Annotated in this window: 27 protein-coding genes and 1 tRNA gene; 18 read left to right on the forward strand and 10 right to left on the reverse strand. The window is 49.0% G+C overall.

Annotated elements, in window-relative coordinates; genetic code table 11:
- Positions 1-8: 8 nt before the first annotated feature.
- Positions 9-1,031, forward strand: a complete 1,023-nt coding sequence (locus MUG09_RS04285) for a nitrogen fixation protein NifH (protein ID WP_244773862.1) — start codon at positions 9-11, stop codon at positions 1,029-1,031.
- On the opposite strand, the gene MUG09_RS04290 is transcribed toward MUG09_RS04285, so the two are convergent.
- A complete protein-coding gene (locus MUG09_RS04290; protein WP_244773863.1) occupies positions 1,008-1,556 on the reverse strand; it encodes a LuxR C-terminal-related transcriptional regulator in 549 nt (182 codons plus the stop codon). The two genes, MUG09_RS04285 and MUG09_RS04290, sit on opposite strands and share 24 nt — an antisense overlap.
- A gap of 37 nt (positions 1,557-1,593) precedes the next feature.
- Between MUG09_RS04290 and MUG09_RS04295 the strand changes: the two genes are divergently transcribed.
- Together MUG09_RS04295 and MUG09_RS04300 are read left to right on the forward strand one after the other, a co-directional pair.
- Entirely contained in the window at positions 1,594-1,761 is a 168-nt protein-coding gene (locus MUG09_RS04295) for a hypothetical protein (RefSeq protein ID WP_244773864.1), read from the forward strand.
- Positions 1,762-1,920: 159 nt separating this feature from the next.
- Positions 1,921-2,457 (forward strand): DUF2179 domain-containing protein, encoded by a 537-nt coding sequence (locus MUG09_RS04300; RefSeq protein ID WP_244773865.1) that lies wholly within the window; start codon positions 1,921-1,923, stop codon positions 2,455-2,457.
- 6 nt (positions 2,458-2,463) lie between these two features.
- Here the strand turns inward: MUG09_RS04300 and arsB are convergent, their stop codons facing one another.
- A complete protein-coding gene (gene arsB, locus MUG09_RS04305) occupies positions 2,464-3,513 on the reverse strand; it encodes an ACR3 family arsenite efflux transporter (RefSeq protein WP_244773866.1) in 1,050 nt (349 codons plus the stop codon).
- A 218-nt stretch (positions 3,514-3,731) separates the two neighbouring features.
- On the opposite strand from arsB, the gene MUG09_RS04310 reads away from it, so the two are divergent.
- The 3 genes from MUG09_RS04310 to MUG09_RS04320 all read left to right on the forward strand — a co-directional run bounded on the left by MUG09_RS04310 (position 3,732) and on the right by MUG09_RS04320 (position 5,816).
- Positions 3,732-4,298, forward strand: a complete 567-nt coding sequence (locus MUG09_RS04310; RefSeq protein WP_244773867.1) for a DUF4256 domain-containing protein — start codon at positions 3,732-3,734, stop codon at positions 4,296-4,298.
- A gap of 83 nt (positions 4,299-4,381) precedes the next feature.
- Positions 4,382-5,455 (forward strand): tRNA 2-thiouridine(34) synthase MnmA, encoded by a 1,074-nt coding sequence (mnmA, locus tag MUG09_RS04315; RefSeq protein ID WP_244773868.1) that lies wholly within the window; start codon positions 4,382-4,384, stop codon positions 5,453-5,455.
- 61 nt (positions 5,456-5,516) lie between these two features.
- Positions 5,517-5,816, forward strand: coding sequence for an MGMT family protein (locus MUG09_RS04320; protein WP_244773869.1), 300 nt, complete (start codon positions 5,517-5,519; stop codon positions 5,814-5,816).
- 22 nt (positions 5,817-5,838) lie between these two features.
- Here the strand turns inward: MUG09_RS04320 and MUG09_RS04325 are convergent, their stop codons facing one another.
- The gene (locus MUG09_RS04325; RefSeq protein WP_244773870.1) at positions 5,839-7,185 is read right to left on the reverse strand and encodes a dicarboxylate/amino acid:cation symporter; all 1,347 of its coding nucleotides are present in this window, start codon (positions 7,183-7,185) and stop codon (positions 5,839-5,841) included.
- A gap of 228 nt (positions 7,186-7,413) precedes the next feature.
- Here MUG09_RS04325 and MUG09_RS04330 point away from each other — a divergent pair, with 228 nt between their 5' ends.
- Positions 7,414-8,454 (forward strand): PTS sugar transporter subunit IIC, encoded by a 1,041-nt coding sequence (locus MUG09_RS04330; RefSeq protein ID WP_244773871.1) that lies wholly within the window; start codon positions 7,414-7,416, stop codon positions 8,452-8,454.
- Between the two features lie 20 nt (positions 8,455-8,474).
- Here the strand turns inward: MUG09_RS04330 and MUG09_RS04335 are convergent, their stop codons facing one another.
- Positions 8,475-9,278 carry a hypothetical protein gene (locus MUG09_RS04335; RefSeq protein ID WP_244773872.1) on the reverse strand — a complete coding sequence of 268 codons (804 nt, stop codon included), beginning with the start codon at positions 9,276-9,278 and terminating at the stop codon, positions 8,475-8,477.
- Positions 9,279-9,402: 124 nt separating this feature from the next.
- Here MUG09_RS04335 and MUG09_RS04340 point away from each other — a divergent pair, with 124 nt between their 5' ends.
- A complete protein-coding gene (locus tag MUG09_RS04340) occupies positions 9,403-10,095 on the forward strand; it encodes an MBL fold metallo-hydrolase (protein WP_244773873.1) in 693 nt (230 codons plus the stop codon).
- Here MUG09_RS04340 and MUG09_RS04345 read toward each other — a convergent pair.
- Positions 10,083-10,859, reverse strand: a complete 777-nt coding sequence (locus tag MUG09_RS04345; RefSeq protein ID WP_244773874.1) for a GNAT family N-acetyltransferase — start codon at positions 10,857-10,859, stop codon at positions 10,083-10,085. The two genes, MUG09_RS04340 and MUG09_RS04345, sit on opposite strands and share 13 nt — an antisense overlap.
- An 83-nt stretch (positions 10,860-10,942) precedes the next feature.
- Between MUG09_RS04345 and MUG09_RS04350 the strand changes: the two genes are divergently transcribed.
- Together MUG09_RS04350 and MUG09_RS04355 are read left to right on the forward strand one after the other, a co-directional pair.
- On the forward strand, positions 10,943-11,842 hold the full coding sequence (locus tag MUG09_RS04350; RefSeq protein ID WP_244773875.1) for a helix-turn-helix transcriptional regulator: 900 nt from the start codon (positions 10,943-10,945) through the stop codon (positions 11,840-11,842).
- A gap of 70 nt (positions 11,843-11,912) precedes the next feature.
- Positions 11,913-12,545, forward strand: coding sequence for a GyrI-like domain-containing protein (locus tag MUG09_RS04355; protein ID WP_244773876.1), 633 nt, complete (start codon positions 11,913-11,915; stop codon positions 12,543-12,545).
- A gap of 56 nt (positions 12,546-12,601) precedes the next feature.
- Here the strand turns inward: MUG09_RS04355 and MUG09_RS04360 are convergent, their stop codons facing one another.
- On the reverse strand, positions 12,602-12,991 hold the full coding sequence (locus tag MUG09_RS04360) for a VOC family protein (RefSeq protein ID WP_244773877.1): 390 nt from the start codon (positions 12,989-12,991) through the stop codon (positions 12,602-12,604).
- Positions 12,992-13,125: 134 nt separating this feature from the next.
- Here MUG09_RS04360 and MUG09_RS04365 point away from each other — a divergent pair, with 134 nt between their 5' ends.
- From MUG09_RS04365 to MUG09_RS04390, 6 genes are all read left to right on the forward strand, one after another.
- Positions 13,126-13,770 carry a LysE/ArgO family amino acid transporter gene (locus MUG09_RS04365; protein WP_244773878.1) on the forward strand — a complete coding sequence of 215 codons (645 nt, stop codon included), beginning with the start codon at positions 13,126-13,128 and terminating at the stop codon, positions 13,768-13,770.
- A gap of 163 nt (positions 13,771-13,933) precedes the next feature.
- Entirely contained in the window at positions 13,934-14,938 is a 1,005-nt protein-coding gene (locus tag MUG09_RS04370) for a LacI family DNA-binding transcriptional regulator (protein WP_244773879.1), read from the forward strand.
- Between the two features lie 280 nt (positions 14,939-15,218).
- Entirely contained in the window at positions 15,219-16,535 is a 1,317-nt protein-coding gene (locus tag MUG09_RS04375) for an ABC transporter substrate-binding protein (protein WP_244773880.1), read from the forward strand.
- 72 nt (positions 16,536-16,607) lie between these two features.
- Positions 16,608-17,501, forward strand: coding sequence for a carbohydrate ABC transporter permease (locus MUG09_RS04380; RefSeq protein WP_244773881.1), 894 nt, complete (start codon positions 16,608-16,610; stop codon positions 17,499-17,501).
- Positions 17,491-18,324, forward strand: a complete 834-nt coding sequence (locus tag MUG09_RS04385; RefSeq protein ID WP_244773882.1) for a carbohydrate ABC transporter permease — start codon at positions 17,491-17,493, stop codon at positions 18,322-18,324. Before MUG09_RS04380 ends, MUG09_RS04385 begins: the two co-directional genes overlap by 11 nt.
- A 28-nt stretch (positions 18,325-18,352) precedes the next feature.
- Positions 18,353-20,638, forward strand: coding sequence for a glycoside hydrolase family 31 protein (locus MUG09_RS04390; RefSeq protein WP_244773883.1), 2,286 nt, complete (start codon positions 18,353-18,355; stop codon positions 20,636-20,638).
- Positions 20,639-20,743: 105 nt separating this feature from the next.
- Here the strand turns inward: MUG09_RS04390 and MUG09_RS04395 are convergent, their stop codons facing one another.
- Entirely contained in the window at positions 20,744-21,727 is a 984-nt protein-coding gene (locus MUG09_RS04395; RefSeq protein WP_244773884.1) for an aldo/keto reductase, read from the reverse strand.
- A 96-nt stretch (positions 21,728-21,823) separates the two neighbouring features.
- Positions 21,824-22,177: a TIGR04076 family protein gene (locus MUG09_RS04400; protein WP_244773885.1), complete on the reverse strand. Its 354-nt coding sequence runs from the start codon at positions 22,175-22,177 to the stop codon at positions 21,824-21,826.
- Positions 22,178-22,456: 279 nt separating this feature from the next.
- Between MUG09_RS04400 and MUG09_RS04405 the strand changes: the two genes are divergently transcribed.
- On the forward strand, positions 22,457-22,768 hold the full coding sequence (locus MUG09_RS04405; RefSeq protein WP_244773886.1) for a hypothetical protein: 312 nt from the start codon (positions 22,457-22,459) through the stop codon (positions 22,766-22,768).
- Positions 22,769-22,953: 185 nt separating this feature from the next.
- Entirely contained in the window at positions 22,954-23,844 is an 891-nt protein-coding gene (locus tag MUG09_RS04410; protein WP_244773887.1) for a Fic family protein, read from the forward strand.
- A gap of 490 nt (positions 23,845-24,334) precedes the next feature.
- Here MUG09_RS04410 and MUG09_RS04415 read toward each other — a convergent pair whose 3' ends face one another.
- Complete coding sequence (locus tag MUG09_RS04415) at positions 24,335-24,688, reverse strand: hypothetical protein (protein WP_425314088.1); 354 nt, start codon at positions 24,686-24,688, stop codon at positions 24,335-24,337.
- 391 nt (positions 24,689-25,079) lie between these two features.
- A tRNA-Leu gene (locus MUG09_RS04420) sits at positions 25,080-25,163 on the reverse strand.
- Positions 25,164-25,172: the final 9 nt, after the last annotated feature.

Here is a 25,172-nt window from a genome sequence, read left to right on the forward strand (position 1 = left end):
GAGTGCGTATGGACAGATGGCGTAGTTTTGCATCCGAGCAGACTCTACAATGGTTGATGGAGGAGAACAATCCATCGGTGCGCTACTTCACCTTGACCGACCTCTTGGACACACCAATCGAGGACGATGAGGCGCTGAAAGCCAAAGCAGCAATACAGAGAACCGGGCTTGTACCGCAGATGCTCGAGATGATGGCCCGACCTTCCTATCAGGACACATACCGTCGGTTTTATACGTACAAGTACGAGGGCTTGGTCTGGTCTCTCATTACCCTGGCGGAACTGGGAGCCGAACCGAACGACCAGATTCGAACCATGTGTGAGTACCTGCTTTTGAACTCGCAGGAGTTGGAGGATGGCGGTTTTTCCATGAATACCGCCCAGAAAACCGGAGGGGGGAGGAAGTCCGAAGTCATTCCGTGTTTGACCGGCAATCTTGTGTGGGTCCTGATTCACTTCGGCTATCTTGAGGATGAGCGGCTGCAGAAGGCCCTGGACCACCTGGTTCGCTTTCTCGTGCTCAATGATGGGGAGGTTGTCGAGCCTCAGGTCGCCCCCTATGACCGCTATGACATGTGTTGGGGTTCCCATACGTGTTTTATGGCTGTCGTAAAGGCGTTGAAAGGCCTTTCGGCAGTACCTAAAGAGGTACGAACGAAACAGCAACAGGCCCAGCTTGATCGTTTGGTTGAGTTCATGTTGATCCATCATATCTATAAAAGCAGCCATAACCTGAAGAAGAAGGCAAAACCGCTCTGGCTGCACTTCGCCTTTCCCTTGATGTATCAGACCGATGTACTGGAGATTCTCGATATTCTCGTTTCCGAGCAGGTGAAGGACCGGCGTATGGAGGAAGCCTTGCAGGTGGTTCTGGAGAAACAGAACCACCAAGGCCGCTGGCTTATGGGCAACAGTTATGCCAGTGAGAGGCTCTTGATCCCCATGGAAAGGAAAGGAGAAGAGAGCAAATGGGTCACCTTGCGCAGCTTGCGGGTGATCAAGCGATATTCAGAGCAGTCCGATGCATCGTAGGTAGTACATGGCTTGGGCGATGTGACGGGTTTGCGTCTTGGCCAGGATGTTTTGCCTGTGGTTGTTCACCGTGTGGATGCTGATGCAGAGCCTGTCGGCGATCTGGTTGCTGTCCAGTCCTTGGGAAATAAGTCGGACTATCTCCTTCTCCCTGCTTGTCACCAGCTCTTGTTCCTTGTCGAAGAGGCAAACCTTTTGTGTTTTTGTATTGAGTAGAACCCTCCGAGGATGCAGTTCCTCCGGATACTGTTGCAGGACATCGCTGATGACCAGCATCAGCCAAGCATGGCGATCCCGATCGCAGGCAAAAATGGCCATCTGATGGAGGAACCTGATGTAGCTTCCATCGGTTGCCCGCACCCGATAGTCATAGACCAGCTTGTAATCCATTTTGTCATCCCTGCCTTCAAGGTAACGGTACATCTGTAGTTCAGAGTCATACAGGAAGGGCTGGTCGTCAGGGTGAACCATCCGGTGATAGCGGGAAACTTCAATTTCACGGTTCTTGTAGCCCAGCAGCTCCATGTGCCGGTCGGTTTTAAGAAGAAAGGATTTGCTGTTGATGTCGTACAGGGCGATTGATCGGTTCTGTCACCATGCTCGAACAGGGCAGGGTCTTGCTTGTCACCATGCCATCGCCCGACAGTGGAACACATCCAAGGGAAAGCGTGTGGTCCGCCGCTGGCTTGTGGAACAAGGCTTGGAGTATCCGAAGATTTGCCAACCGTAGAATTCGATGCTGCATGTCATCCTTTGAACAGATTGATGTACTGCTGATGAAAGTCTCTATGATTCGCTGATAGAGAAGCCCAGGCTCTTCCAATTTAATCCCAATTCAATCAGACTCCATCTATACTTGCATAGTGTAGTAACGCGGGAAGGAGTGAGTATGGATTTCTTGGACAATTTGGGAATTTGGATTTATTTCATCATTTTTTTCGGCAAAATATTGGAAGTGACCGTGTCGACGATCCGAATGGTTCTCATCAATCGAGGCGAACGGGTCAAGGGAACCATGGTTGCTTTTTTCGATAGTGCCTTGTGGCTGCTGATAACCGGGACTGTTTTGGATGGATTCCAGGATGATCCGATGAGGATGGTGGTCTTTGCCCTTGCCTTTGCCGTCGGCAATTACATGGGGTCGTGGTTTGAGGACAAGCTCGCATTCGGACTCAGTTCGGTCCAGGTCATTGTGCCTGAGGGACCGCAGAGTGTGGAACTGGCCGACTCCCTTCGCAAGGACAATTTTGCAGTGACCGTCGTTAAAGGTACAGGCCGAAACGGCAATCGCGATATTCTTATGTTGCACCTGAAACGAAAACGGATTGCAGAGGCTGTGACTCTGGTGAACACCATGCTTCCTGGAGCCGTAGTGGTGGTCAACGACTCCAAGATTATCAGCGGTGGGTATATTTCCCGAAAATAGCGGCGGTTACCGTGCGACAGGGACCTTGAACCAACGTTTGGTATTGTTGGCGATGCGTACCAAGGTCAGCATGACCGGTACCTCGACCAGCACCCCGACGACAGTGGCTATCGTAGCCCCTGACTGCAAGCCGAAGATCGAAATAGCCACAGCCACGGCAAGTTCAAAGAAGTTGGATGCTCCGATCATACCGGCCGGAGCTGCAACGTCATGGGGGAGCTTCCATGCCTTGGCCCAGAGGTAGGCGATGAAGAAAATCAGAAAAGTTTGCAGGATGAGCGGAATCGCTATCAAGAGGATGTGCAGAGGGTTTTCTACGATGGTTCTACCTTGGAAGGAGAAAATGATGATCAAGGTCAATAAGAGGCCGGTTATGGTGACATTGCTGAACTTGGGAATGAATACCTGCTCAAAATAATGAAGACCCCGACGCTTTGTAATAAGGACACGGGAAATCCATCCAGCACCGAGTGGAATGACGACAAAGAGAACCACCGAGAGAAAGAGCGTCATCCACGGGATGGTGATGCCGCTGATGCCCAACAACAGACCGACGATGGGAACGAAGGCTGCCAGGATGATCAGGTCGTTGGTAGCGACCTGCACAAGGGTGTAGGCGGGATTCCCTTTGGTAAGGTGACTCCATACGAATACCATCGCCGTACAGGGGGCCGCTCCAAGCAATACGGCCCCTGCAAGGTACTGTCGTGCTGTCTCTTGCGGCAGAATGGCTTTGTACAGCACGAAAAAGAAGAACAGGGCGATGAGATACATCGTGAAAGGCTTGATGAGCCAGTTGGTCACCCAGGTGATAATGAGGCCCTTGGGGTTCTGTCCAACCTCCTTGATACTGTGAAAGTCAACCTTGAGCATCATCGGGTAGATCATCAGCCAGATGAGAATGGCCACCGGAATGGAGACATTTGCATATTCAAATTTTGCGAGGAAGTGGGGGACTTGTGGCAGATAAACTCCTATTGCTACTCCCAAGCCCATGCACAGCAGTACCCAGAGTGTTAGATATCGTTCAAAAAATCCAATTCCTGATTGTTTCATATGAGCCTCACAAATAGATAAGTATCAATATGAGTATACCTGTTGTATGTGGATTATTGTCAATACCTGATCGGCATTGGTATACTCTTCGGCGGGTGCGAATGAAGAGAATGGCAGGTCTTTGTCGGACTCATTGGTTCGCTAACTTGGGTGAATATATTGAGCAAATAACTAGGATATAGATACAATACGAGCAATACATAGAGAGGAGGTCGAGCATGAATACAGCAGCAGCCACGTTACAAACCGAGCAGCAGGTGACCCTTCTTGCATTGCTCAAAAATAGATTTCTCAAGCATATGAACCGCCATGAAGCTCTTTCCTGGACTCAGATCGAACAGCGTATTTTGATCGAGCCACAGAAACTTTTTTCTCTTTCAGAGATGGAACGTACCGGTGGAGAGCCTGATGTGATCGGGTATGACAAAGCCTCGGATACGTATCTGTTCGTCGATTGTTCTGCTGAAAGTCCAATCGGTAGAAGAAGTCTGTGTTATGATCAAGTTGCTCTGGAGCAAAGAAAAAAGTTTCCTCCAACCGGCAGTGCCTGCGGTTTTGCTGCACAGATGGGCATTGAGCTTCTTGATGAGGGACAGTATCGGACCCTCCAGACGATCGGTGTCTTCGATGTAAAAACATCAAGTTGGATCCGTACTCCCCAGGCCATGAGAAGTCTTGGAGGAGCGCTCTTCGGCGATAGCCGCTATGACCGGGTGTTCATCTACCACAATGGTGCCGACTCCTACTATGCATCACGCGGCTTTAGGGGCCTGTTGAGGGTGTAATCGAGAAAATTTCCCATACCCCTTGGAAAAGGGCGGCCCTCTGCCTTATAATCCTATTGATTTAATAAGAAATAGGAGATTCGATGAAAGTTTTGATAGGTATGAGCGGAGGGATTGACTCTTCAGTTGCAGCATTTCTTTTAAAGCAGCAAGGTCATGAGGTTGTCGGGGTGACGATGACCGTATGGGGAGGAAGGACCGACCTTCCCCAGTCCAAGCATTCCAACAGTTGTTATGGTCCCGAACGAGAAGATGACATTCAGGAAATCCGTACGATTTGCAGGAAGATCGGCATTGAGCATCATATACTTGATTTGAGTGCACTCTATGAAACGGTGGTGCTGAAGAACTTCAAGGATGAGTATCTTCAGGGAAGAACGCCGAATCCCTGCATCTGGTGCAATGCCAAAGTAAAGTTCGGAGCCATGGTGGAGTATGCACGCGAGCAAGGCCTTGTGTTTGACAAGTTTGCAACCGGGCACTATGCCAGGATAGTAGAACGTGATGGCAGGTACGCCATCGCCCGTGCACTCGATATCAAGAAAGACCAATCATATTTTCTGTATCGTCTCTCACAACAGCAATTGGCACATACTGTATTCCCCTTGGGTTCGATGACCAAGGAAGAGGTGAGAAAAATCGATGTCGAGCAGGGATTCCACGGTGCCGGTCACGAGGAAAGCCAGGATTTCTACGCCGGTTCTTACACCGACTTGCTTGATGTTGCAAATCAAACCGGAAATATCGTTGACAAGACCGGTACCATTCTGGGCACCCATCAGGGTATATGGAACTATACCATCGGTCAGCGCAAGGGATTGGGTGTCAGTTCAGAAAAGCCGTTGTATGTCCTTGCACTGCGCCCTTCTACGAATGAGGTATTGGTCGGCTATGAGGAGGAAACCAGACAAACCCAGGTCATTGCCTCCCAGTTGCATTGGTCGCTGTATCCTACACTCGACCATGGGGTGGAGTTGAAGGCGAAAATCCGTTCGGCGGGGACTCCTGCTCTTGCAGTAGTGCATCTCGAGGATGATGGCACAAGGTTGGCTGCGAGCTTCAACGATGAAGTGAAGGCAGCCGCTGTCGGCCAATCGTTGGTTGTATATGACGGTGATGCCATTGTTTGCGGAGGCATAATCGAAAGGACGGCATAGAACAACGCGCACTTTCTTTCCTCAGTCGATGGGAGTATAGTTGTGGGGTGAGGTGAGGCATTTGAACACATTCTTCAGCCAGGTCCATGCAATCGTCTCCCGCATTCCCTCCGGCAGGGTTGCTTCTTATGGACAGATCGCCGGAATGCTCGGTGATCCCCGAAGGGCAAGAACGGTAGGATGGGCAATGCATGGCTGTCCAGAGGGACTTCCCTGGCACAGGGTGGTCAAAGCCGATGGTTCGCTGCCGAACCCGAATTTCGCCGAACTGCAGAAGGCTATGTTGGAAACTGAAGGTATCGCCTTTCTCAACAATGGACTAATTGATATGGAGACATTCGCTTGGAAAGGAGACGCATAGTCTCCCTCCCAAGCGTGTTCACTCAGGCAAATGCCAGCTCGGTTCGCAAGTCCTGTTCATCGAACGCCTTCTTGTCAAATTCTCCGAGTGAGTTGGCGACCACCACCGAAGTGGTCAGATCCCCGGCCACATTGGTCATGGTGCGGAACATATCGACCAAGAAGTCGACTCCTGCCACCAATCCTACAGCTTCCACCGGCAGTCCCACCGTGGTGAGGGTGATAACGGTAAACGCCGTGGCTCCCATCGGCACTGCTGCACTGCCAAGACTGGCGAAAATGGAGACTACTACAATAAGGACGTACTGGGAGAGGGTCAAATCAATACCAAACGCGTTTGCGGCAAAGATTGCAACCATCGCAGGAAAGATTCCTCCACAGGCATCCATATTCATGACAGCTCCCAAGGGTCCGACAAAGTTTGCCACCCGGTCACTTACCTTGAGCCGGCCCTTCATCGTACTGATGGTCATGGTCAAGGAACCCAGACTGGAACGACTTGAAAAAGCCAGAAGAAGGGCTGGGCTTGCAGCTCGGAAAAACTTCAGAGGATTGATCTTTGCCGCAGCGGCGACCAAGCCACCATATACCAGTCCCATATGAAGCAGGCACGCTGTAATCATGGCAACGACAAAGAGTCCAAGTTGCAGCAGTGCAGAGAGGCCCGAGCTTGACAGCCAATAGGAGGTGAGGCCGAGCACACCGTAGGGAGTGAGGCTCAGTACCATCATGGTCAGCTGCATTACAATTGCCAGGAACCCTTCCAGCAGTGCTTCGATCGGTTGTATTTTCTCAGGGTGCTTCGTTTTGACCGTAATAGCGGCGATTCCGAGCAGCACGGAAAACACTACAAGGGGAATCATCTGCATCTCGGACGCCGACCGTATGGGGTTGGATGGGATGAAGGCCCTGAATTGGGAGAAGAGGTTGGTGATGGTGTTCGCCTCCCGCTTGGCGAGCTCTCCAACCACCATGCCGCTTCCCACAGAAAACAGTGAACCTATCACCAGACCGATAATTCCGGCTATGGTTGCGGTAAGGAGAAAGAGAGCGATGGTCCTCACTCCCAGTTTCTTCAGCTCCCCGGTATTACTCAACCTTAATAGACCTGCGATGATGCTGGTGGGAACCAATGGGATGATCAGCATGCGCAAGAGGTCGACATATCCATTGCCGACCAATGCTGTCCATCTTCGAACTTCCTGCGATACCGAAGATTCGGCAAAGAAGAAAAGTGACAAGCCGAACATGGCTCCCAGAATCAATGAGGTGAAAACACGTACCGAGAACGGAATGGTAAATCGCTTATCCAGTACAATAAGCACTGCTAAAAGGAGAACGAATACTCCCAGCCAAAGAACTACACTCATGGATGCCCCCTCCTGTTAAAATACTATAAAATCTATAGCAGAAGTATGATATAGGAAATAGGCTGTGTCAAGTACCTCCTCATCATGTGAGGAAATTGAATACAATGAAACGACCTTTACTAAATTTCCCTCACTTGGTATAGTCACCGCCAACGGAGGCCTGTTGCAACGCTACGGATGTTGCAGCTGACAAGTCATCCACCAAATCCAATTCTATGGGAGCTCTCTATGGCAGAAGGCAACACTTCTCACCATGGCAGGCAGGTGGGTGCGTATATCACCCGGGTTCTGAGCGGAATGGCTCAAGGCCTGTTTGCCTCGTTGATCATCGGTCTCATCATCAAACAAATCGGACATTACAGCGGCTGGCTGCTCTTGGAGCAAATCGGGCTTGTCGCCCAATATCTGACCGGACCGGCCATTGGTGTAGGGGTAGCCCTTGCCGTAAAAGCCCCGATGCTGGGCGTGCTCTGCTGTGCCGTTGCAGGGGCTGTCGGGGCGGGAACCTTTGTACTGGGTGAGGGACCTTCTCTTATAAAGGTAGTTCTGGGTGAGCCCTTTGGTGCAATGCTTGCATCCTTGGCAGGTTCTGAGATTTCCAAGAAAGTAGTCGGCAAAACCGGCGTGGACATTATTGTGGTTCCCCTTGCAACCATCTTGGGTGGTAGTCTGGTCGGCCACTTCATTGCTCCTCCCATCGCCGCCTTGATGACATCCTTGGGAGCTTTCATCAATCTGTTGACCACCCTCTATCCACTTCCCATGGGAATACTGGTTTCTACGGTGGTCGGGATGGTGCTGACACTTCCGATCAGCAGTGCAGCCATCTGCATCAGCCTTGGCATCGATGGTCTTGCAGCAGGGGCTGCTGTGGTTGGTTGCAGCTGTCAGATGATTGGATTCGCTGTAAGCTCCTATAAGGAGAACAAACTGGGCGGGCTTATCAGCCAAGGACTGGGAACCAGCATGCTGCAGATTCCCAACATCTGGAACAACCCCTTGATTTGGCTCCCACCGACCTTGACTGCGGCCATCCTGGGGCCGGTAAGCACCATGGTGTTCAAGATGGAAAACAACAGTGCAGGAGCCGGCATGGGGACGAGTGGGTTGGTCGGACAGTTCAATGCCGTAGCTGTCATGGGCTTTGACGCATTGCCGCAGATTGTGCTGATGCATTTCATTCTTCCAGCGGTAATCACCCTGCTTATCAGCACCTGGATGCGCAAGAAGGGTTGGATCAAGGATGGGGACATGTTGTTGCAGAAATGAGGAGGGGTACTCTCTTGAGCTCAGTCTTCAGTCCAAGGTTCACCTTGCATGATTTGTTCGATAAGAAAGCGTGCACCTTGGTTGTCCGGAGGATTCAATCTCAGCATTTTTCGTGCAACTTGTTCTGCTTCAGCGAAATTGCCCAGCCTCCACGCTACCAGACACAGGCCGTGAAGCGCCCTCAAATAGGGGCGGTTGTTCAGTTCGGACCAGAGAAAGATGCCATCCAGACCGGGTGGAACAAGCTTCTCGGCAATGTGGATTGCCACTCGGTGGCAGTTCTCCGCATTTCTCAGGGACCTTGAAAAGTTGAAATTCAGATATCCCATATGAACGAGGGCATCAATGCACTGCGGATAGTCTTCCCAAAGCTTTGCCAGCTTGTCGTATTTCTGATCAACTGAGTCGCTCTCATTTGCCTCTGTGACGGGATCAGAGTCTGCTTGGTAGAAGCCATAGCCGGTATAGTCTTCGAAAGCATAGGACATTCTTTTGCCTCCTCTGAGGCATTCGCCGATAAACCCCTTCAGTTCATATGGCTCATACCACTGCAATGCAGAAACCAGCGCTACTTCACGGAACTCATGACCGGGAATATCGAGAGCCTCCAAATCGAAGTGGTGGTCGATCAAGGAACCTGAAAGATAGGTGGTTTTCTTGAATTGCCACTGTTTGGTTACTTCAAAGGTAACCGTGTCACATTCAGCGATTTTGTAGGATTCTGGACTTTTTACTGAAACAATGGTTCCATTTGCCAAGTCTTTTGCCCTGAAAGCGCCTCGTCCCAGTTTCAAGACCAAGAGTGTTCGTATGTCTTTCTCCATGCAACGGCTTCCTTATGATGGTGGTATCTAGTGGCAGTATGGAGGTGAATGCTGGAAAATGTAAAGAAATGAATCTTGGCATGGTATACTATTTGGTAAGATTTCCCTTACAAGGATCAGTGAAATGCAGCACATCATTGAACTTACGCTACAGATGCCGGATGGCCGGAAAGAAGTGCCCATCCATCCAATCGTCCTTCAGGATGATGAACACCTCATCCTTGTAGACTGCGGCTTCATCGGCTCTCTTAGGTTGCTGGAAATAGAGCTTGGAAAGCATGGAATTTCAATGGAACAGCTTACTGCTTTGGTTCTGACCCATCACGACCACGACCATATGGGGGCGGCTGCAGCCTTGAAGCGGGCTAATCCCAGAATCCAGATATATAGTTCGCTCGAGGAGTCTGTATATATATCTGCAAGGGAAAAACCGCTGCGGTTGGTCCAAGCAGAAGAGCTGCAAGCTCAGCTTCCCCCCCAACAGCAAGCGTTTGGCCGGATGTTTTGTGACATGCTTCAGAGGGTGGAGCCGGTTACCGTAGATGCTCATCTCACAGACAGTCAAGAGACAGGGTGGTGCGGCGGCTGTCAGGTTCTCTTGAGTGCAGGCCATACTCCCGGGCATATCTCACTGTACTGCAAGGGCCTCGATGCAGTAATAGTAGGGGATGCTTTTGCTTTGGAACACGATACTCCTGTCTTGGCGAATCCTCAGTTTACGCTGGATGTCGAAATGGCAAAGCGTTCAATGGAAAAGCTTCTCTCTTTGAAGGCCCGGACCTATTACTGCTACCATGGGGGGGTCTATCGGCCATGATCGTCTTTTCCCCTATTTGCTTCCAGAAGCTTCTGCAGGCTCTTGCTGTTAAGCAGCTGCAGCGTTAGGAAGTGCTTGTGGTAAAAGACTGCATAGTTGTTGAATACACAGGGAAGCTCTTTGGCTTGCTGCAATGTTTCGACTTTGATCAGGTGCAAGGCAATACTCTCCTGCTTGCAGTAAGCTTGCACTTCATCGATGCAGAAGGTGATATACGGACATTGCGCCGAGTAGTAGATAGTCAATTCCGGTGAGGCAATCTGCATCGATTTGGCACCATCGGTGAACCTTGGGAGACTGCCGTCGAAGGAGCGTGCGAGTAGTTCATACCCGTCTCCTGCACGGTCGACTACTTCAAATCCATGTCCAAGCAGGAAGGCCTTGTCGCTGAGAAACGGTTTCTTGGTTGTTGAACTCAGGATGCAAATTCCACTTTTATGCTGTTCCTTGGCATCCTCGATACAGGAATCGAGCAATGCCGTTCCATGTCCTCTTCCTGCATAGGAACCCGATACCCAGAAACAGTGGATGTACAGGTAGTTTTGACCAACAATGGGAACCCATGCGGTTTCAAGGGGGGTATATTCTATGAACACCTTCCCTCGTGCATCCAATTTCCTGAATACATGTCCTTCAGGAATCCGCTCCTTGAGCCAGTGCTTTTTCAATTCGACACCCTTCTGATGTTTTTTATCGGAGATGGCACAACACATGTGCTCTCTCTCAATATTCTCACTGGTTACGGTAACATACCGCTCTTCCATGGCACTCCTCCTTCTTGTATGGAAAGAGTATAGCGATTAAAATTGACATGGCTTGTCAAGGTTTATATAAAGTCAGGAAAAGTATGAAAGAATCACGGCTGTTTTTCATTCTCTATCATCTTGTTGCCAACCGAACTGTCACTGCTGGTCAATTGGCAGATAAACTGGATGTTTCGGTTCGTACCATCTACCGGGATGTCGAGCGGTTATGCGAGGCTGGGATTCCTGTCTACACCACCTCAGGAAGACATGGTGGGTTGGCTCTGGTGGAAGGGTATACCTTGGATTCAGTGTTGTTCTCCTCCGAGGAGAAGCGGACCATCCTTGCTTCCCTGCAAAGTCTGGATGCAACGCAGGAACCTGGGCATGAAGTGGTTGTGGAGAAGCTTTCAGCTCTTTTCGGCGACCAGGAGGATTCTTGGTTGGAAGTCGATTTCTCCGGATGGGGAAGCCGTGAGCTGGACAACCGGAAGTTCAATATGGTCAGGGATGCAGTAATCAACCACAGGGTGTTGGAGATTGAATATTGCAACAGCAAAGGAGAGCAGGACATTCGTATGCTCGAACCTTTGCAGATGCTGTATAAGGCAAGGGCTTGGTATCTGAAGGCGTACTGCAGAACAAACGGGGGATTTCGGTTGTTCAAGCTTTCCAGAATACTTTCGGCGAAAGCCGTGGGGCGGCAGGTTGAGAAAAAATGCTATCCAGCACCTTCTCCTACTGAACACGAAACCCCTTATACCACGTTTATTCTGCGTTTTTCAGCAGTAATGGCCTATCGGGTGTATGATGAGTTCGATGCAACGAGTGTTCAGAAAGAGAAGGATGGAACTCTGCTGGTCACCACCTGCTGGCCGTATGACAGCTGGGTGGCGGGGTATGTTCTCTCCTTCGGCCCGTCAGTGACGGTAGTGGAACCGCAATGCTTGCGCGATGAGATACACGAAATGGCCAAAAAACTATGCGAGTTGTATAAAACCTGACAAACCGTGTCAGCTTTGTTCTCGTAGTCTCTCTGTAATGAGACAAGAACTATGAAGAGTGGAGGATGCCATGCCGTTCGATTTCAAAAAAGAGTACAAGGCTTTCTATCAACCACCGCAACAGCCGCAGATTGTCACGATTCCTGCCATGCCGTATATCGGCATGAAAGGGAAGGGTGATCCGAACGAAGCCGGCGGTGAGTATCAAAGAAGTGTGGAATGTCTTTATGCAACAGCCTATACGTTGAAAATGAGCAAGAATGGAGACCATCGCATGGATGGATACTTCGACTATGTGGTTCCTCCCTTGGAAGGGCTGTGGCATCAAGAGGGGATTGAGGGTATGGATTATGCAAGAAAGGATCTGTTGCACTTCACCTCCTTGCTGCGTCTGCCGGATTTCGTACAGGAGCAGGACGTCCTGTGGGCCATCGATTTGGTTAAGCGCAAGAAAGGACTGGACTGCAGTGCTGTAGAATTCCTGATCCTGGATGAAGGGCTATGTGTACAGGCTCTTCATATCGGACCGTACGACACAGAACCTCAAACGGTTGGGGGTATGCATGCTTATGTTGCCTCTTGCGGTTATGTACTGGATTTCTCAGGAGTTAGGCTTCACCATGAGATCTACCTCTCCGATCCAAGAAAGACTGAGGCAGAAAAGCGCAAGACAGTCATTCGGCACCCGATTGCAACTCAATGACAGGTGCCTGCTCCGACGTTGATTGTAGGCAGACTTACGACCAACGGCGCTGGCCTTTACAAATACTGAGAGAACTCAACCTTCTCGGCATTCGGTCCCTGGATGGTGAAGTAGCTGACCCCTTTGCTGAAGAAGGGGAGTGTCTGGATGCCGTTCTCCAGTTCCTGATAGCCGAGTGAACGTACCTGCACGTAGGCGGCCTGTATGTCTCTCACATTCAGTGCGATATGGTCGATGGCGCCTGTTCGGCCGGCTGTCTCATCGTTTTCATATGCTTCGATGACTACATCAGCCAACTTGAGAAATGCAACTTTCTTATGCTCGTGCTCAGGAGCATGGATGACAATAAAGCCCAGACTTCGGTAGAAATCGATGGTCTTTTCAATCGATCGTGTCGGTATTCCGATATGCTGGAGCCCGAGAACCAATTCCGGTAGCGTAGGCATGGCTATCCTCCACGCCAAAGTATAAAGGTTCGAAGTCTGCAATACATCCTCTGCCGGCATTGATTTTGAAAATTTTTCCATTTTCCACTTTGAATGCTTTGCAAAACTTTTTGGTATTGACTACTCTGACCGGCATGGAACTACCATTCTTTACGGGTATGGCGACGGGTGCCGGCCTGATAATCGCAATCGGTGCACAAAATGCCTTTGTGCTGACACAAGGGATCCGCAAACAGCATCGATTTGCCGTGGCTCTCATCTGTTCGCTCTGTGATGCCCTGCTCATTTCTGCAGGTGTTGCAGGAATGGGCAGCCTGATCGAACAATCACCGAAGCTGCTGGGTATTGCCGCCTCCTTGGGTGCGCTGTTTCTCTTCGTCTATGGATTGAAGAGTCTGGTATCGGTATTCCGAGCCGGGCAGGGGCTGGAGGAAGCCGAGGGAAAGGTTGTCAGCCGTAAACAGGTCGTTCTTACCACGTTGGCAATCACCTTGCTTAATCCTCATGTCTATCTCGATACCGTAGTGCTGCTCGGGGGCATCAGTGCGACCTTTGAAGGAGCAGGGCGACTACTCTTTGGTGCAGGTGCATTGTCCATGTCTTTTGTCTGGTTCTTCACTTTGGCCTATGGATCGGCGCTTCTCGGTCCGCTCTTCAGGAAACCAATAACCTGGCGAATCCTCAATGGTGCAATTTTTCTGATCATGTGGAGCATCGCCTACAAGTTGCTGGCCTATGCAGGGGTGGTGCAGGCAATCCTTCAGCTTCTTGCGCTATAGCAGGAATCTGCGGTTTTTGTTTGATTGGTCTTGATGGATTGGATAAATTTCAATGAACTGTAAACAGTTTTAATCCTCGCTGATTGTTGATTTTACAGGTTGACGAATCAGTTTTATCACCGTAGAATCATTTAAGCGTTTAACATACTACTGAAAGGAATCTATGAAAAAAGTAACAATTGAAACTGTTGCACAAAAAGTTGGTGTTTCTGCAGCGACTGTCTCATATGCACTCTCGGGCAAGAGGAAAATCAGTCAGGAAGTGACGGAGAAAATCCTGAAGGCGGTTGAGGAGCTTGATTACAGACCCAGCATTACTGCAAGGAATCTTGCGAGCAATAAGACGTGGTCGGTGGGGTTGTATGCCTCTCCTACACAAAATATCCGTGAGGACTACTTTTTCAATAACATACTTGCAGGAGTTCTTGACGTACTTCACGTCAAGAAGTACCAGATTCATCTCTATGCCGACTACTTGAACGAGAAATCGAAGAACCACCCTGATTTGAACCTGACCCAGCCTATAGACGGTGCGCTGATCATGAATCCGAGAATCAACGATGTGTATATCAATCACCTCAAGCAGAGAAATATCCCCTATGTGGTAATCGGGACTCCCGATGAGCGGGATGATTCATTCTATGTGGATGCAGATGTAACGGCAGGGTATTATGCCATAGTCAATTATCTTATCAGGAAGGGACATCGAAAGATCATTCTTGTAAACGGAGATAAAGCGTATACGCAGAGTGAGAAGCGTCGAACCGGCTACAGCATGGCCTATCACGACAACGGTTTGGGTTTCAGTGAGGATTGGATCATCAACGTGCCCATGCTCGAGGAGCAAGGATACAAGGTCTTCATGCAAACCATCAAGAGAATCCCCGATTTTACAGCCGTCGTCACCTTCAACGATACCATTGCCGTCGGGGTGCTCAGGGCATTGAAGGAGAGCAACCTCGCCGTACCTTCCAGGGTGGCTGTAGTCAGCGCAGGTAATACGATGATCACCAGGATTCACTCCCCGGCTATAACCAGCCTGGACATGGGGGCGTATGAGATTGGTTCGAAAGCGGCAGAGTTGTTGATTGATGTCATCGAAAAAAGACGGATTCAGCCCTCTCATGAGATCATCCAAACACGCTTGGTGGAGCGAGAAAGCAGCTGAGTCTGATTTGACTTTTCGGTACTATTGAGAACTTTTCGTGTATGTAAAGGCTTTCTTTCCCCGTCTTTCTAGTGATGAATATACATTTTTGCTTGACAGAAAAGGAAAATCGTCCATATAGTAGTTTAAGCGATTAAATAATAATACTGTAAAAATATGTTTAGCGTTTATCCGATGAGCATGTACCTGTCCGTTTGTGATGACTGCAATGGAACCTTGAAAGCCGTTCTTGATGGAGAAAGCATTCAACGTAAGAGTTGATTTGTAATAGGAGGAACGTATGAAAATTCGAGTTAAGGTCGTATGTGTGCTGCTTATGCTGATACCGTCCATGATGCTCTGGTCAGCCGGGACCAAGGAGCAAGGTTCAGCAAAGACCGACGGTGCTGCTGTAATCACTATTTGGGATTTCAAATATGGTGATGTCCAAGGCGTTCAACCGGCAATGAAAAAAATTGATGATTTGATCATGAAGAATAATCCCGGTCTTACCATCAAGCATGTCGGACAGCCGAATGACAACTATTATCAATTGGTCCGTGCCGCTGTACAGGCTGGACAGGGCCCTGATATCGTCATGTTCCATGGTGGCGTCCAAGCCTATGAGTTTGATGACTATACAATCGGCATGGACCAGTACATCGCACCTTGGAGATCGGAGATTTCCGAGTTCAGCTGGGCTTACTGCTCCGAAGGCGGGGATGGCTCAAAGCCGGTTCATATGGTTCCGCTGACAACCCAGGGTTTCGGCATCTACTACAATAAGGCCCTCTTCAAGCAAGCCGGCCTTGATCCTGAGAAGGCTCCCTCCGACCTCGATTCCTTCATGGCTGCCTGTGAGAAGCTCAAGAAGGCGGGAATCGTACCGATGGTTGCCGGTTTGCAAGGTGATCCGTACACCATTGATTTCCTGTTCAGATGCTTTATAGCAAATATCTACGGCGACAATGTGAAGGATCTGGGAACCGGCAGGCAAAACTTCAAGGGTAATGCCCAATTCAAGCGTGCAGCCGAGATTGTTCAGGAAATGTTTGCAAAGGGATATGTCGACCCAGCAGGAACCTCGACTCCGTACTTCATGGATGCAGCCAATAACTTTGCAGCAGGCAAGGGTGCCATGTTCGTCGGTCTTCTCTCGGATGTCTGCCACTGGAAAGTCTTCAACGATGCGCTGGGCAAGGATGGCGTAGGATACATGCCGACCATCAATTTCCCCGGAGCCTCGTTTAAGGACCAGCAGGTCGGCCAACCTGCCGGCATCGGCTACAGTGTCATGAAATGGTCGAAGAATCCTGAAGCGGCTATGAAGGTGGTGGAAGCGTATGCCCGCGGTGAAGGGAATGCAATATGGATGGGCATGACTGGAGCACTGTCGCCCAACAAGAATGTCGACATCAATAGCCTTGGATATCCTTTGGTGGCCAAGATTCTTGAGAAGCCGTTCGTGCTGGACTTCAACACCCTGTTGTTGAACGAGGATGCCAACGGGAACTTCGATCGATACTGTGCACAGGCATTCGTATCGAAGGAAATCACCATCGATAAATTCATCGATTTGTGCCAAGGCATGTTGGACAATGTTCAGAAAGCGAGATAAGTAAGTCAATGGCGGGTTGTCCGGTCTTGTGCCATGTACACGGACAACCCATACTTTTGCAGGGGGCTTCATGTGAAAATCCGAGCATCCAGAGTGAACAGCCAGAGCATTGAACCCTATCTGCTGATAGCACCGCTTCTGGTTCTTCTGCTTGTTTTCATTCTCTACCCGGTTGTCGCCAATATGTATTTGAGCTTCTTCAAATGGAAAGGAATGGGAAAGGCGACGTTCATTGGATTGGAAAACTATCGGACCATGTTCAGTGATGAGACTTTTTGGGTATCGATCAAGAATACCATGGTCCTTCTGCTCTATATACCATTGGGAGTCATGCTACCCGTTCTCATCTCCGCCGTTCTGCGAGAGGGCCTTAAGGGATGGTCTCTTTTCAGGGCGATCATCTATCTGCCGAATATTCTCGGGTATGTGATCATGGGGATGATCAGCAGCATTCTGTTCAGAAAGTTGGGTCCCATCAATCATGTGCTGACATCGCTGGGTTTGGAATCGCTGGCTCTCGATTGGTTGAGCATTCCGATTCTGGCCCTCAATACGTTGGGCTTGGTCTATGGCGTCTGGCTTCGTTTGGGATTCGGATGCATCTTCTTCCTTGCTGCGATGAGCGGCATAGATGCATCGCTCTATGATGCTGCAAAAATTGACGGGGCGCTGTGGTGGCGGACATTCTGGAATGTCACCATTCCTTCCATTCGATTTTCGATTGAGTTCTGGATTGTACTTTCCTTCATCGAGATCCTTGCCCGTGCATTCTCATTCATCTACTCATACTCTCGCGGTGGTCCGGGGTTCGCAACCTTCACCTTGGAGTACGGAATCTACAATGAAGGTTTTGTCGCCTTCAATATGGGCTATGCAAGTACCTGGGCGAGTGTGTTGTTCATTGTGTGTGCAGTCATCGCATATTTCCAGATTGTCTTGATGAGGAAGAATTCGGATGTCCAATAATTATCGGAAGATTGTGAAAGGCATCATGTATCTGGTTCTGGTGATATGTGCCTTGATGGCTCTTTATCCCTTGTATTTCATGCTCATCACCAGCCTTAAAGGATCGGCTGAGTACGTCAATAACAAGCTGTTCATCCCCACCAATCCGATGGTGGACAACTACCACTACGTCTGGGTGAAAGGCAACATGCTCAGGTATTTCCTCAACAGCTGCCTCCTGATTCCGTCCGGGTTGCTGCTGTATCTCTTTGTTTGCATCACCGCCGGTTTTGCATTCGGGCGCCTGAAGTTTCCCTTCCGGTTCGTTCTGTTCCTTTCGGTCTTATTCCTGATGATCTTCCCGCAGATGCTGCTTTCGATTCAAATATTCCAGATTTGCCGGAAACTGAATCTGATCAACAATTACGCGGGCTTGATTCTTGTTTGGGTGGCTTACTTCGGGCCCTTCGGCACCTACATCATGACCACCTACTATGCAACGGTTCCCATTGAAATGGTCGAGTCTGCACGACTTGATGGAACCGGTGTCTATAAGATGTTGTACTACATCATGGTCCCGATTGCAAAACCCATGATTGTCATCATCATAGTCATCGGCACGCAATCCATGTGGAATGAGCTGCCGTTCTCTCTTCTGTTGTTGCAAACTGAATCACTGAGGACCATCACCCAGGGAATCGGTTTGCTTAAAGGCCAATATGGGCTGGATGATACAATTTTGTCGGCTGCCATCTTGTCCGCCTCGGTGGTTCCCCTGTTGCTGTTCCTGTTCTTCCAGCGTCAGATAACCATGGGGGCCTACAGCGGGGCGGTCAAGGGCTGATGGTGCATGATACAGGTAAAGGGCGGGTATGAAGCAAAGAAATCGGTTTGTATTTGATATGTTGGACCAGGATTCCCCCGAGGCGGGCAGAGAATCGATTTATCGAGCGGGAACACCAAAGAGAGTGTATCAGGAAGCTCTTGATACCGTGCTTGAAGTTCCATTCACAAAACAGGAACTCAAAGGTCTGTTCCTGCATCCTGATATACAAGCACCAGAGATGATGCCGAATATGATTATACGCTCCTACGGGGATGCAATCATCAGGTTGACCATGGCTTGCAGCCCCGATGTTCCTGATGATGCAGGCAATCCCATGCTTTTATGGGACGCTTCCTTGCAGCAGGGGGCTCTTCTTCCTGTCAGGACGAAGGATGGCTGGGAACTGAAGGATGAACGAGGCATTTGCAGGGTATGCATCAATACCAAGCAGGAGAACAGGGAAATCTTGAGTACCTTGCAGCCTGAGCCGCCCCGGACCTTTGATGTGACCATCCTTGCAGATGGGAAAACCCCGGTGCCTTTTATGGCCTATGATGACTTTTTTCCTTCTCAATCCGAGTCTTTCAGTCTGGGGTTTGTTCAACGGGATGATCTAGTCAACCGATGGGTATACTCGCTTCATGCACAGGCTGACGAGAAATTTGCCGGTACCGGAGAACGTTTTGCGTCGATGAATTTGGCTGGAAAAACATTTGTGTTGGAGAATACCGATGGACTTGGGGTAAACAGCAGGCGAGCCTACAAGAATGTGCCGTTCTACCTATCCAGCAAGGGATATGGACTGTTGATCATGTCTTCGGGTCATGTACGCCTCTCCTTGGCTGACATATCCACCCGTGCCGCCCAGGCTGTGGTGGAGGATGAAGTACTGGATTTGTTCTTTATCGGTGGAAACACGGTAGAGCAGATAGTACGCAATTATCGAAGAATCACCGGCTTTCCCTCTGACGTGCCTCTCTGGTCCTATGGGACATGGATGAGCCGCATGAGTTACTTCTCCGCTGATGAGACACGCATGGTAGTGAAGAACATGCGCGAGGGCGGCTATCCTTGTGATGTCATCCACATCGATACCGGCTGGTTTGAAAAAGACTGGAAATGCGAGTGGGAGTTCAGTAAAACTCGATTTCCTAACCCTGAGGCCTATTTGAAGGAGATGGAAGAGCAGGGGATGCGAATAAGCCTTTGGCAGCTTCCCTGCATAGCAAAGGACACCAAGCATTACGCTCTTGCACAAGCACATCGGTTTGTAGCTCCTAAAAGCGAACATGTTGCATTGGGGTCGAATTTCAGCGAGGTGGAGTTCGACGGGAACATTGATTTTACGAATCCAGAAGCTGTTCGCTGGTATCAAGGGCTGCTGGAGCACTTGCTGAAGCTGGGTGCAGCGGTGATCAAGACGGATTTCGGCGAGGTGATAGAGGAGCATGCCGATTACCATGGCATGCCGTACCGAACATTGCACAACCTGTATTCCCTGCTGTACCAGAAAGCTGCCTATGAGGTCAGCAGGCAGGTCAAAGGTGCCGAGGCGATGATTTGGGCCAGAGCGGGATGGATAGGGTGTCAGCGCTATCCCGTGCATTGGAGCGGCGATTGCGCTTGTTCCTGGGATGGTATGGCCGGCTCATTAAGGGGAGGGCTCCATCTGGGCCTTTGCGGGTTCGCCTTCTGGAGCCACGATGTCCCCGGCTTCCAGGGCGTTCCCAGTTTTATGAACAGCCGGCCGGACAATGATTTGTATATCAGATGGACACAGATGGGGGTATTCACTTCACACCTTAGATACCACGGGACGACAGCACGGGAACCGTACGAATACCCCGAGGTTGCCGATCTTGCACGCCAGTGGCTGAGGCTTCGCTATGCTTTGATCCCCTACCTTGCCCGGGAGGGGAGAAAAGCTACGCAAACCGGATATCCTGTTTTGCGCGCCTTGATCTTCCACCATCAGGATGATCCGATCTGTTGGTCCATCGATGACCAGTTCTATTGCGGGGATGCGTTTTTGGTTGCTCCTGTCATGAACAGTTCAGGGTTAAGGCACGTGTATCTGCCTGCAGGAGAGTGGGTCGATTTCTGGAGCGGGGATGTGATACAAGGCGGCATCTGGCTGAAGCATGTAGCACACTCTCTTGCCTTGATGCCGGTATTCGTGAAAAAGGGTTCCATAATTCCCATATACCCTGAAATTGTGCAGCATACCGGACAGATGGAGATGCAAAAGATTCGGGAACTGCATTTTGATGCAACATATTCAGGGTTCCGAACATCAATACTGGGTTCGATCATTCATCTGGGTGATTCCTGAGTGACACTGTTCATCATAAGAAGTCACCGCTACATTACAACAAGACACGAGCCATCGACGTCATGTCATGCATCGATGGCTTGTGCTGTAAAGACTTCATTCCTGTTAATACGGGCCTCGGATGTGCCGGGCTACCTTGCTTTCATAAAAGGCTTGTATCTTGGCATGCAGGTCGCTGCTGAGCGGAGGCAGCTTTGAGATGGAAGCATTCGCCGCAACCTGTGAGGGACGGCTCGCCCCTGGAATTACTACGGTTACCGCATCGAAATCCAGGATCCATCGTAGTGCCATCTGAGCCAGCGTCATTCCTTCTGGTTTCAACAAGGCGAGCTCATCGGCCAGTTCAACTCCCTTCTCAAAGGGGACTCCTGCAAACGTCTCGCCGACATTGAATGAAGCACCGTCACGGTTGAAGTTGCGGTGGTCTGACTCTCCGAACGTGGTTGCTTTTGTCATCTTGCCGCTGAGCAGTCCACTGGCCAGGGGAACCCTTGCAATGATGGATACCTGTTTTTCCTTTGCTTTGGCAAAGAGCTCGCTGATGGGTTTCTGTCGGTAGATGTTGAAAATCACCTGCAGTGATGCTAGCCCTTCCTGCTCGAGGCAGATCAGGCCTTCCTCAACGGTTTCAACGCTGGCTCCGAAGTGCTCGATCTTGCCTTGTTTCTTCAGCTCGCGTAGCGTATCGAAAACGGCTCCCTCGGCCATCACTTCACGAGGAATGCAGTGCAACTGGGTGAGATTCAGCCGTTCCAAGCCAAGTCGCTTCAGTGAGGCTTCGGTATGCTTGATGATGTTCTCCCTGGTAAAGTTTCCCGGCCATCCGGGATCAGAACCCCGACCGAGTTTCGTAGCAACAAATACGTTGTCAGAGTGTGTGCGAAGGAATTTCCCGATGAACTGTTCACTTCTTCCGTCACCATACACATCGGCGGTATCGAAAAATGTGATGCCTTCTTGTGTTGCAGTAGTAAGAATTTGCATTGCGGTTGCTTCATCCACCGAGCCCCAGGAGCCGCCGATTTGCCAGGTTCCCAATCCAACTTCCGAAACGAGTCTTTTATCCGGTCCAAATGGTCGTGTATTCATACTTTGTACTCCATGACGTTTTGTGGTATCCATCAGCCTATACGCTACGTGAGAATATTGCAAATACATTGCCTGTAGCAAAGAAGTGATACTTGTTTACACTGGATTATAAAAACTTCCTGTATGAAAATTCTCATTGCCAAGAGGAGTTGCCGTCATTCTGAAGATGACACAGCCATCAGGACAAACGAGGTCTTTGCAATATTTGCTCGATCCACCGATGTTCCGCAAATCCCCTCCGCTTCGCACTGCCTCCATGATGGGAAACATGAGCATCATCACTTTGGAGCAGATACCCTGTCCCTGCTCATTTACCGGACAACCGTATGTGCAGGTGTAGACATCTCCGACCTCTTCACCATTTCTACAGTAACGCTCGGTTTGATCACCGCGAAGGAATCCTGTTACTTCAATTGTCCACTCATACTCTTCTGCATACCATTTTTTCATGACAAACCTCGCTGAACGATGGGTTTTTACTGTTTGAATTCTATTGGAGATAGAATACCATACATGTGTCCCATTTTCATTGCTCGACTATCTGCTTCGGTGCAAGAGGATGAGAAAATGAAAGATGAATCAGTAACAACGTTCTAATGGATGGGATGCACAATGAGCAAGAGAACTATTTCTGTCATAAAAGTTTTCTCGACCAAAAAATCATATGTACTGAAAATTCTACTCATCGTTTACCTGTTGTCGTTTCTAGGTGCTACCTACAATCATGCAATGGACTTAATCAAGTACGGGTTGTTTCCTTATCAGAGACTGAACAGCAGTGTTCCTGTCTGGTTGAACATCTATTGGACTCTGCTTACTCTCATCGATCCACTGGCCATGGCACTTCTTCTGTACTGCATCGATGTAGGTCTGGTGCTGTATGGAGTGGTGATTATTTCAGATGTATGTATCAACTATTGGTTCATGATTACCACCAATGGATTGTTCAGCTGGGTGAACTTCGGACAGATAAGCCAGTTGCTGTTCCTGATTTTCTATGTTTCTACAGTTCGGTATATCCATCTACAGTCAAAAAAGTGAGCTTGCTCTTCCTTTATGCAATCGAATGACCCGTTGCCGTAGGGAAGTGGAATTAGGTCCAGGCAAACAATGCTTTTGAAGTACAATGTATGCCTTTATCGGCAAGTATGCTATGGTTATCTAATTCGTAAGTATTGATTTTTTGCCGATAAAATGATATACATGTTTGAAGGTAAAGAAATATCATGAAGTATCTATCGGTAGTTGAAACTGCGAAGAAATGGAATATGCCAGAGCGCACTGTGCGTAACTACTGCGCAGAGGGTAAGATTCCTGGAGCATTTCTTACCGGAAAAACATGGAATATTCCAGTTGATGCCGTGAAGCCCGGCAGGATTAATGCCGTTGCAGCCAAACCAAAGTCGCTGCTGGATAGTCTTAAGGCTGAGCAAGCCGCCAAAACATCAGGTGGTATCTACCACAAGGTGCAGGTTGACCTTACGTATAACTCAAACCACATCGAAGGAAGCCGCCTGACCCACGAACAGACCCGTTATATTTTCGAAACGAACACCATCGGCTTTTCTACAGGATCCATCAATGTAGACGACATCGTGGAGACTGCCAACCATTTCAAGTGTATCGATATGATACTAGAGAGAGCAAAATATGCTCTATCTGAGAGTTTTATCAAGGAACTTCACCGTAGTCTGAAAAACGGCACCAGCGACTCTCGGCGAAACTGGTTCGTAGTGGGTGGCTACAAGCGTTTGCCCAATGAGGTTGGTGGCAGAGAAACTACCTCTCCTGAAAGAGTATCGGCAGAAATGCGTGCACTTTTGGAAACATACAATGCCATACAAGAGAAAACACTGGATGACATTATCACTTTCCATGTACGCTTTGAAACCATCCATCCGTTCCAGGATGGGAACGGTCGCATCGGTCGGCTGATCATGTTCAAGGAATGTCTGGGAAATGACATCGTGCCGTTTATCATTGATGATGCGATGAAGATGTTCTATTATCGCGGTCTGCAAGAGTGGAACAGCGAAAAGGGGTATCTCAGAGACACAATCCTTGCAGCTCAGGATGATTTTAAGAAATACCTGGACTATTTCAGAATTGCGTATTGAGTGATGCATCGTACTTGGAAAAAGCGTCTCATGTGTGACTTTGAGGTATTCGATTTCATTGCATAAGCATTGAGAAGTTACTCGATTAGTAGACCTACTTCTAAACGCTTGGGGATCAGAGTGCATCAAGCACCGTGGCCCGTGAGCTTTTGGCTGCGTCTGAAGCATACTAAAAGCAAACGTTTGTATCGGTACTTTCAAGGCACGCTCGTGATTCTGTATTGGATGTGAATGCTCCATTATGCAAAAGTGGTAAACTTACCAGTTTTGTTTTCCAGAAGTACCAGAGCGCTTCTCTCCATGAGGGTTTTCCTCTGGTTTTGTTCCAATGTTTTTGGACTGGTGAGGACGAGAAAGGCTGTGGATGGTGGATAGCCTGTGAGAAGCGGTATGGATGGATTTGTGATTGAAAGTAAATGTCTCTTCCATAAAACCCTAGATATCTGAGGGTAAGCTTCTGTGATTGAGCGAAAGGGTAATACTTACCGGCCTAAATTCCAAGCTCCTTATGGAAATACTGCAATGCAGAGTAACGACACCAGGCAGGTATTGGTATCGATGGATTGTTCTGGATGCGTTTCATTTGCTTACAATATTTCGTTAGAAATCGGACGAAATTTTGTTTGATATCAAAATCATGCTGTTGTAATACTTCAAACTCATGTTGTCGAATTTGAATAGCATTTGGCTCAAGATAACGTTGAGAATCTGTAATCACTACGGCTTTGTAGAAATCCAATCCAGCATCATTCCCATCAGCCACAAAACAGAACCTACGATCAACAGGTAAATGAGATCGTAACGGTATTGCAAAGGTGAGATTGTTGATGCTTAAAAGCACCACGTAATAGGGTCATGTCTGTTTATTCAAGATTTCTAGGCAAGTATTCTCATGGTCTTTGAAGAATACAGCAGTTAATCGGTAGAATCGCATCTTTCTCTCTTCAGAATAATGCCCCCGTCACCAGGAAGGGGGCATTATCGATTGAGCTTTCTTTTGATTAACGTGGTTGCGCTCTACAAACACATCATCGATTGAGCTTTCTTTTTATTGGTATGGTTGTGCTCTACAACCACTTACATCTATAAGATATATCAGAAAGCACAAAAAGTAAAGGGTATTGAATCTTCAATGAATTGGATGTTTTCCATGATATGAGAGTCTTCAATCGAACGAGAATTGAGACGTTATCCAAAAAAAAGCAAACCCTTTATAGTAAAAGGTTTGCCTTAAGTGCCCAGAAGAAGACTCGAACTTCCACGAGTGTGACCCCGCTAGGACCTGAACCTAGTGCGTCTACCAATTCCGCCATCTGGGCGCAGGCACA

It is taken from the genome of Sphaerochaeta associata (assembly GCF_022869165.1).
In the GTDB taxonomy this organism is placed as follows: domain Bacteria; phylum Spirochaetota; class Spirochaetia; order Sphaerochaetales; family Sphaerochaetaceae; genus Sphaerochaeta; species Sphaerochaeta associata.

Coding starts and splice junctions, on each gene's coding strand:
- MUG09_RS04285 (WP_244773862.1), top strand. CDS start 9: ATGGACAGATGGCGTAGTTTTGCATCCGAGCAGACTCTACAATGGTTG.
- MUG09_RS04290 (WP_244773863.1), bottom strand. CDS start 1,556: ATGGAGCTGCTGGGCTACAAGAACCGTGAAATTGAAGTTTCCCGCTAT.
- MUG09_RS04295 (WP_244773864.1), top strand. CDS start 1,594: ATGTCGTACAGGGCGATTGATCGGTTCTGTCACCATGCTCGAACAGGG.
- MUG09_RS04300 (WP_244773865.1), top strand. CDS start 1,921: ATGGATTTCTTGGACAATTTGGGAATTTGGATTTATTTCATCATTTTT.
- arsB (WP_244773866.1), bottom strand. CDS start 3,513: ATGAAACAATCAGGAATTGGATTTTTTGAACGATATCTAACACTCTGG.
- MUG09_RS04310 (WP_244773867.1), top strand. CDS start 3,732: ATGAATACAGCAGCAGCCACGTTACAAACCGAGCAGCAGGTGACCCTT.
- mnmA (WP_244773868.1), top strand. CDS start 4,382: ATGAAAGTTTTGATAGGTATGAGCGGAGGGATTGACTCTTCAGTTGCA.
- MUG09_RS04325 (WP_244773870.1), bottom strand. CDS start 7,185: ATGAGTGTAGTTCTTTGGCTGGGAGTATTCGTTCTCCTTTTAGCAGTG.
- MUG09_RS04330 (WP_244773871.1), top strand. CDS start 7,414: ATGGCAGAAGGCAACACTTCTCACCATGGCAGGCAGGTGGGTGCGTAT.
- MUG09_RS04335 (WP_244773872.1), bottom strand. CDS start 9,278: ATGGAGAAAGACATACGAACACTCTTGGTCTTGAAACTGGGACGAGGC.
- MUG09_RS04340 (WP_244773873.1), top strand. CDS start 9,403: ATGCAGCACATCATTGAACTTACGCTACAGATGCCGGATGGCCGGAAA.
- MUG09_RS04345 (WP_244773874.1), bottom strand. CDS start 10,859: ATGGAAGAGCGGTATGTTACCGTAACCAGTGAGAATATTGAGAGAGAG.
- MUG09_RS04350 (WP_244773875.1), top strand. CDS start 10,943: ATGAAAGAATCACGGCTGTTTTTCATTCTCTATCATCTTGTTGCCAAC.
- MUG09_RS04355 (WP_244773876.1), top strand. CDS start 11,913: ATGCCGTTCGATTTCAAAAAAGAGTACAAGGCTTTCTATCAACCACCG.
- MUG09_RS04360 (WP_244773877.1), bottom strand. CDS start 12,991: ATGCCTACGCTACCGGAATTGGTTCTCGGGCTCCAGCATATCGGAATA.
- MUG09_RS04365 (WP_244773878.1), top strand. CDS start 13,126: ATGGAACTACCATTCTTTACGGGTATGGCGACGGGTGCCGGCCTGATA.
- MUG09_RS04370 (WP_244773879.1), top strand. CDS start 13,934: ATGAAAAAAGTAACAATTGAAACTGTTGCACAAAAAGTTGGTGTTTCT.
- MUG09_RS04375 (WP_244773880.1), top strand. CDS start 15,219: ATGAAAATTCGAGTTAAGGTCGTATGTGTGCTGCTTATGCTGATACCG.
- MUG09_RS04385 (WP_244773882.1), top strand. CDS start 17,491: ATGTCCAATAATTATCGGAAGATTGTGAAAGGCATCATGTATCTGGTT.
- MUG09_RS04390 (WP_244773883.1), top strand. CDS start 18,353: ATGAAGCAAAGAAATCGGTTTGTATTTGATATGTTGGACCAGGATTCC.
- MUG09_RS04395 (WP_244773884.1), bottom strand. CDS start 21,727: ATGAATACACGACCATTTGGACCGGATAAAAGACTCGTTTCGGAAGTT.
- MUG09_RS04400 (WP_244773885.1), bottom strand. CDS start 22,177: ATGAAAAAATGGTATGCAGAAGAGTATGAGTGGACAATTGAAGTAACA.
- MUG09_RS04405 (WP_244773886.1), top strand. CDS start 22,457: ATGGACTTAATCAAGTACGGGTTGTTTCCTTATCAGAGACTGAACAGC.
- MUG09_RS04410 (WP_244773887.1), top strand. CDS start 22,954: ATGAAGTATCTATCGGTAGTTGAAACTGCGAAGAAATGGAATATGCCA.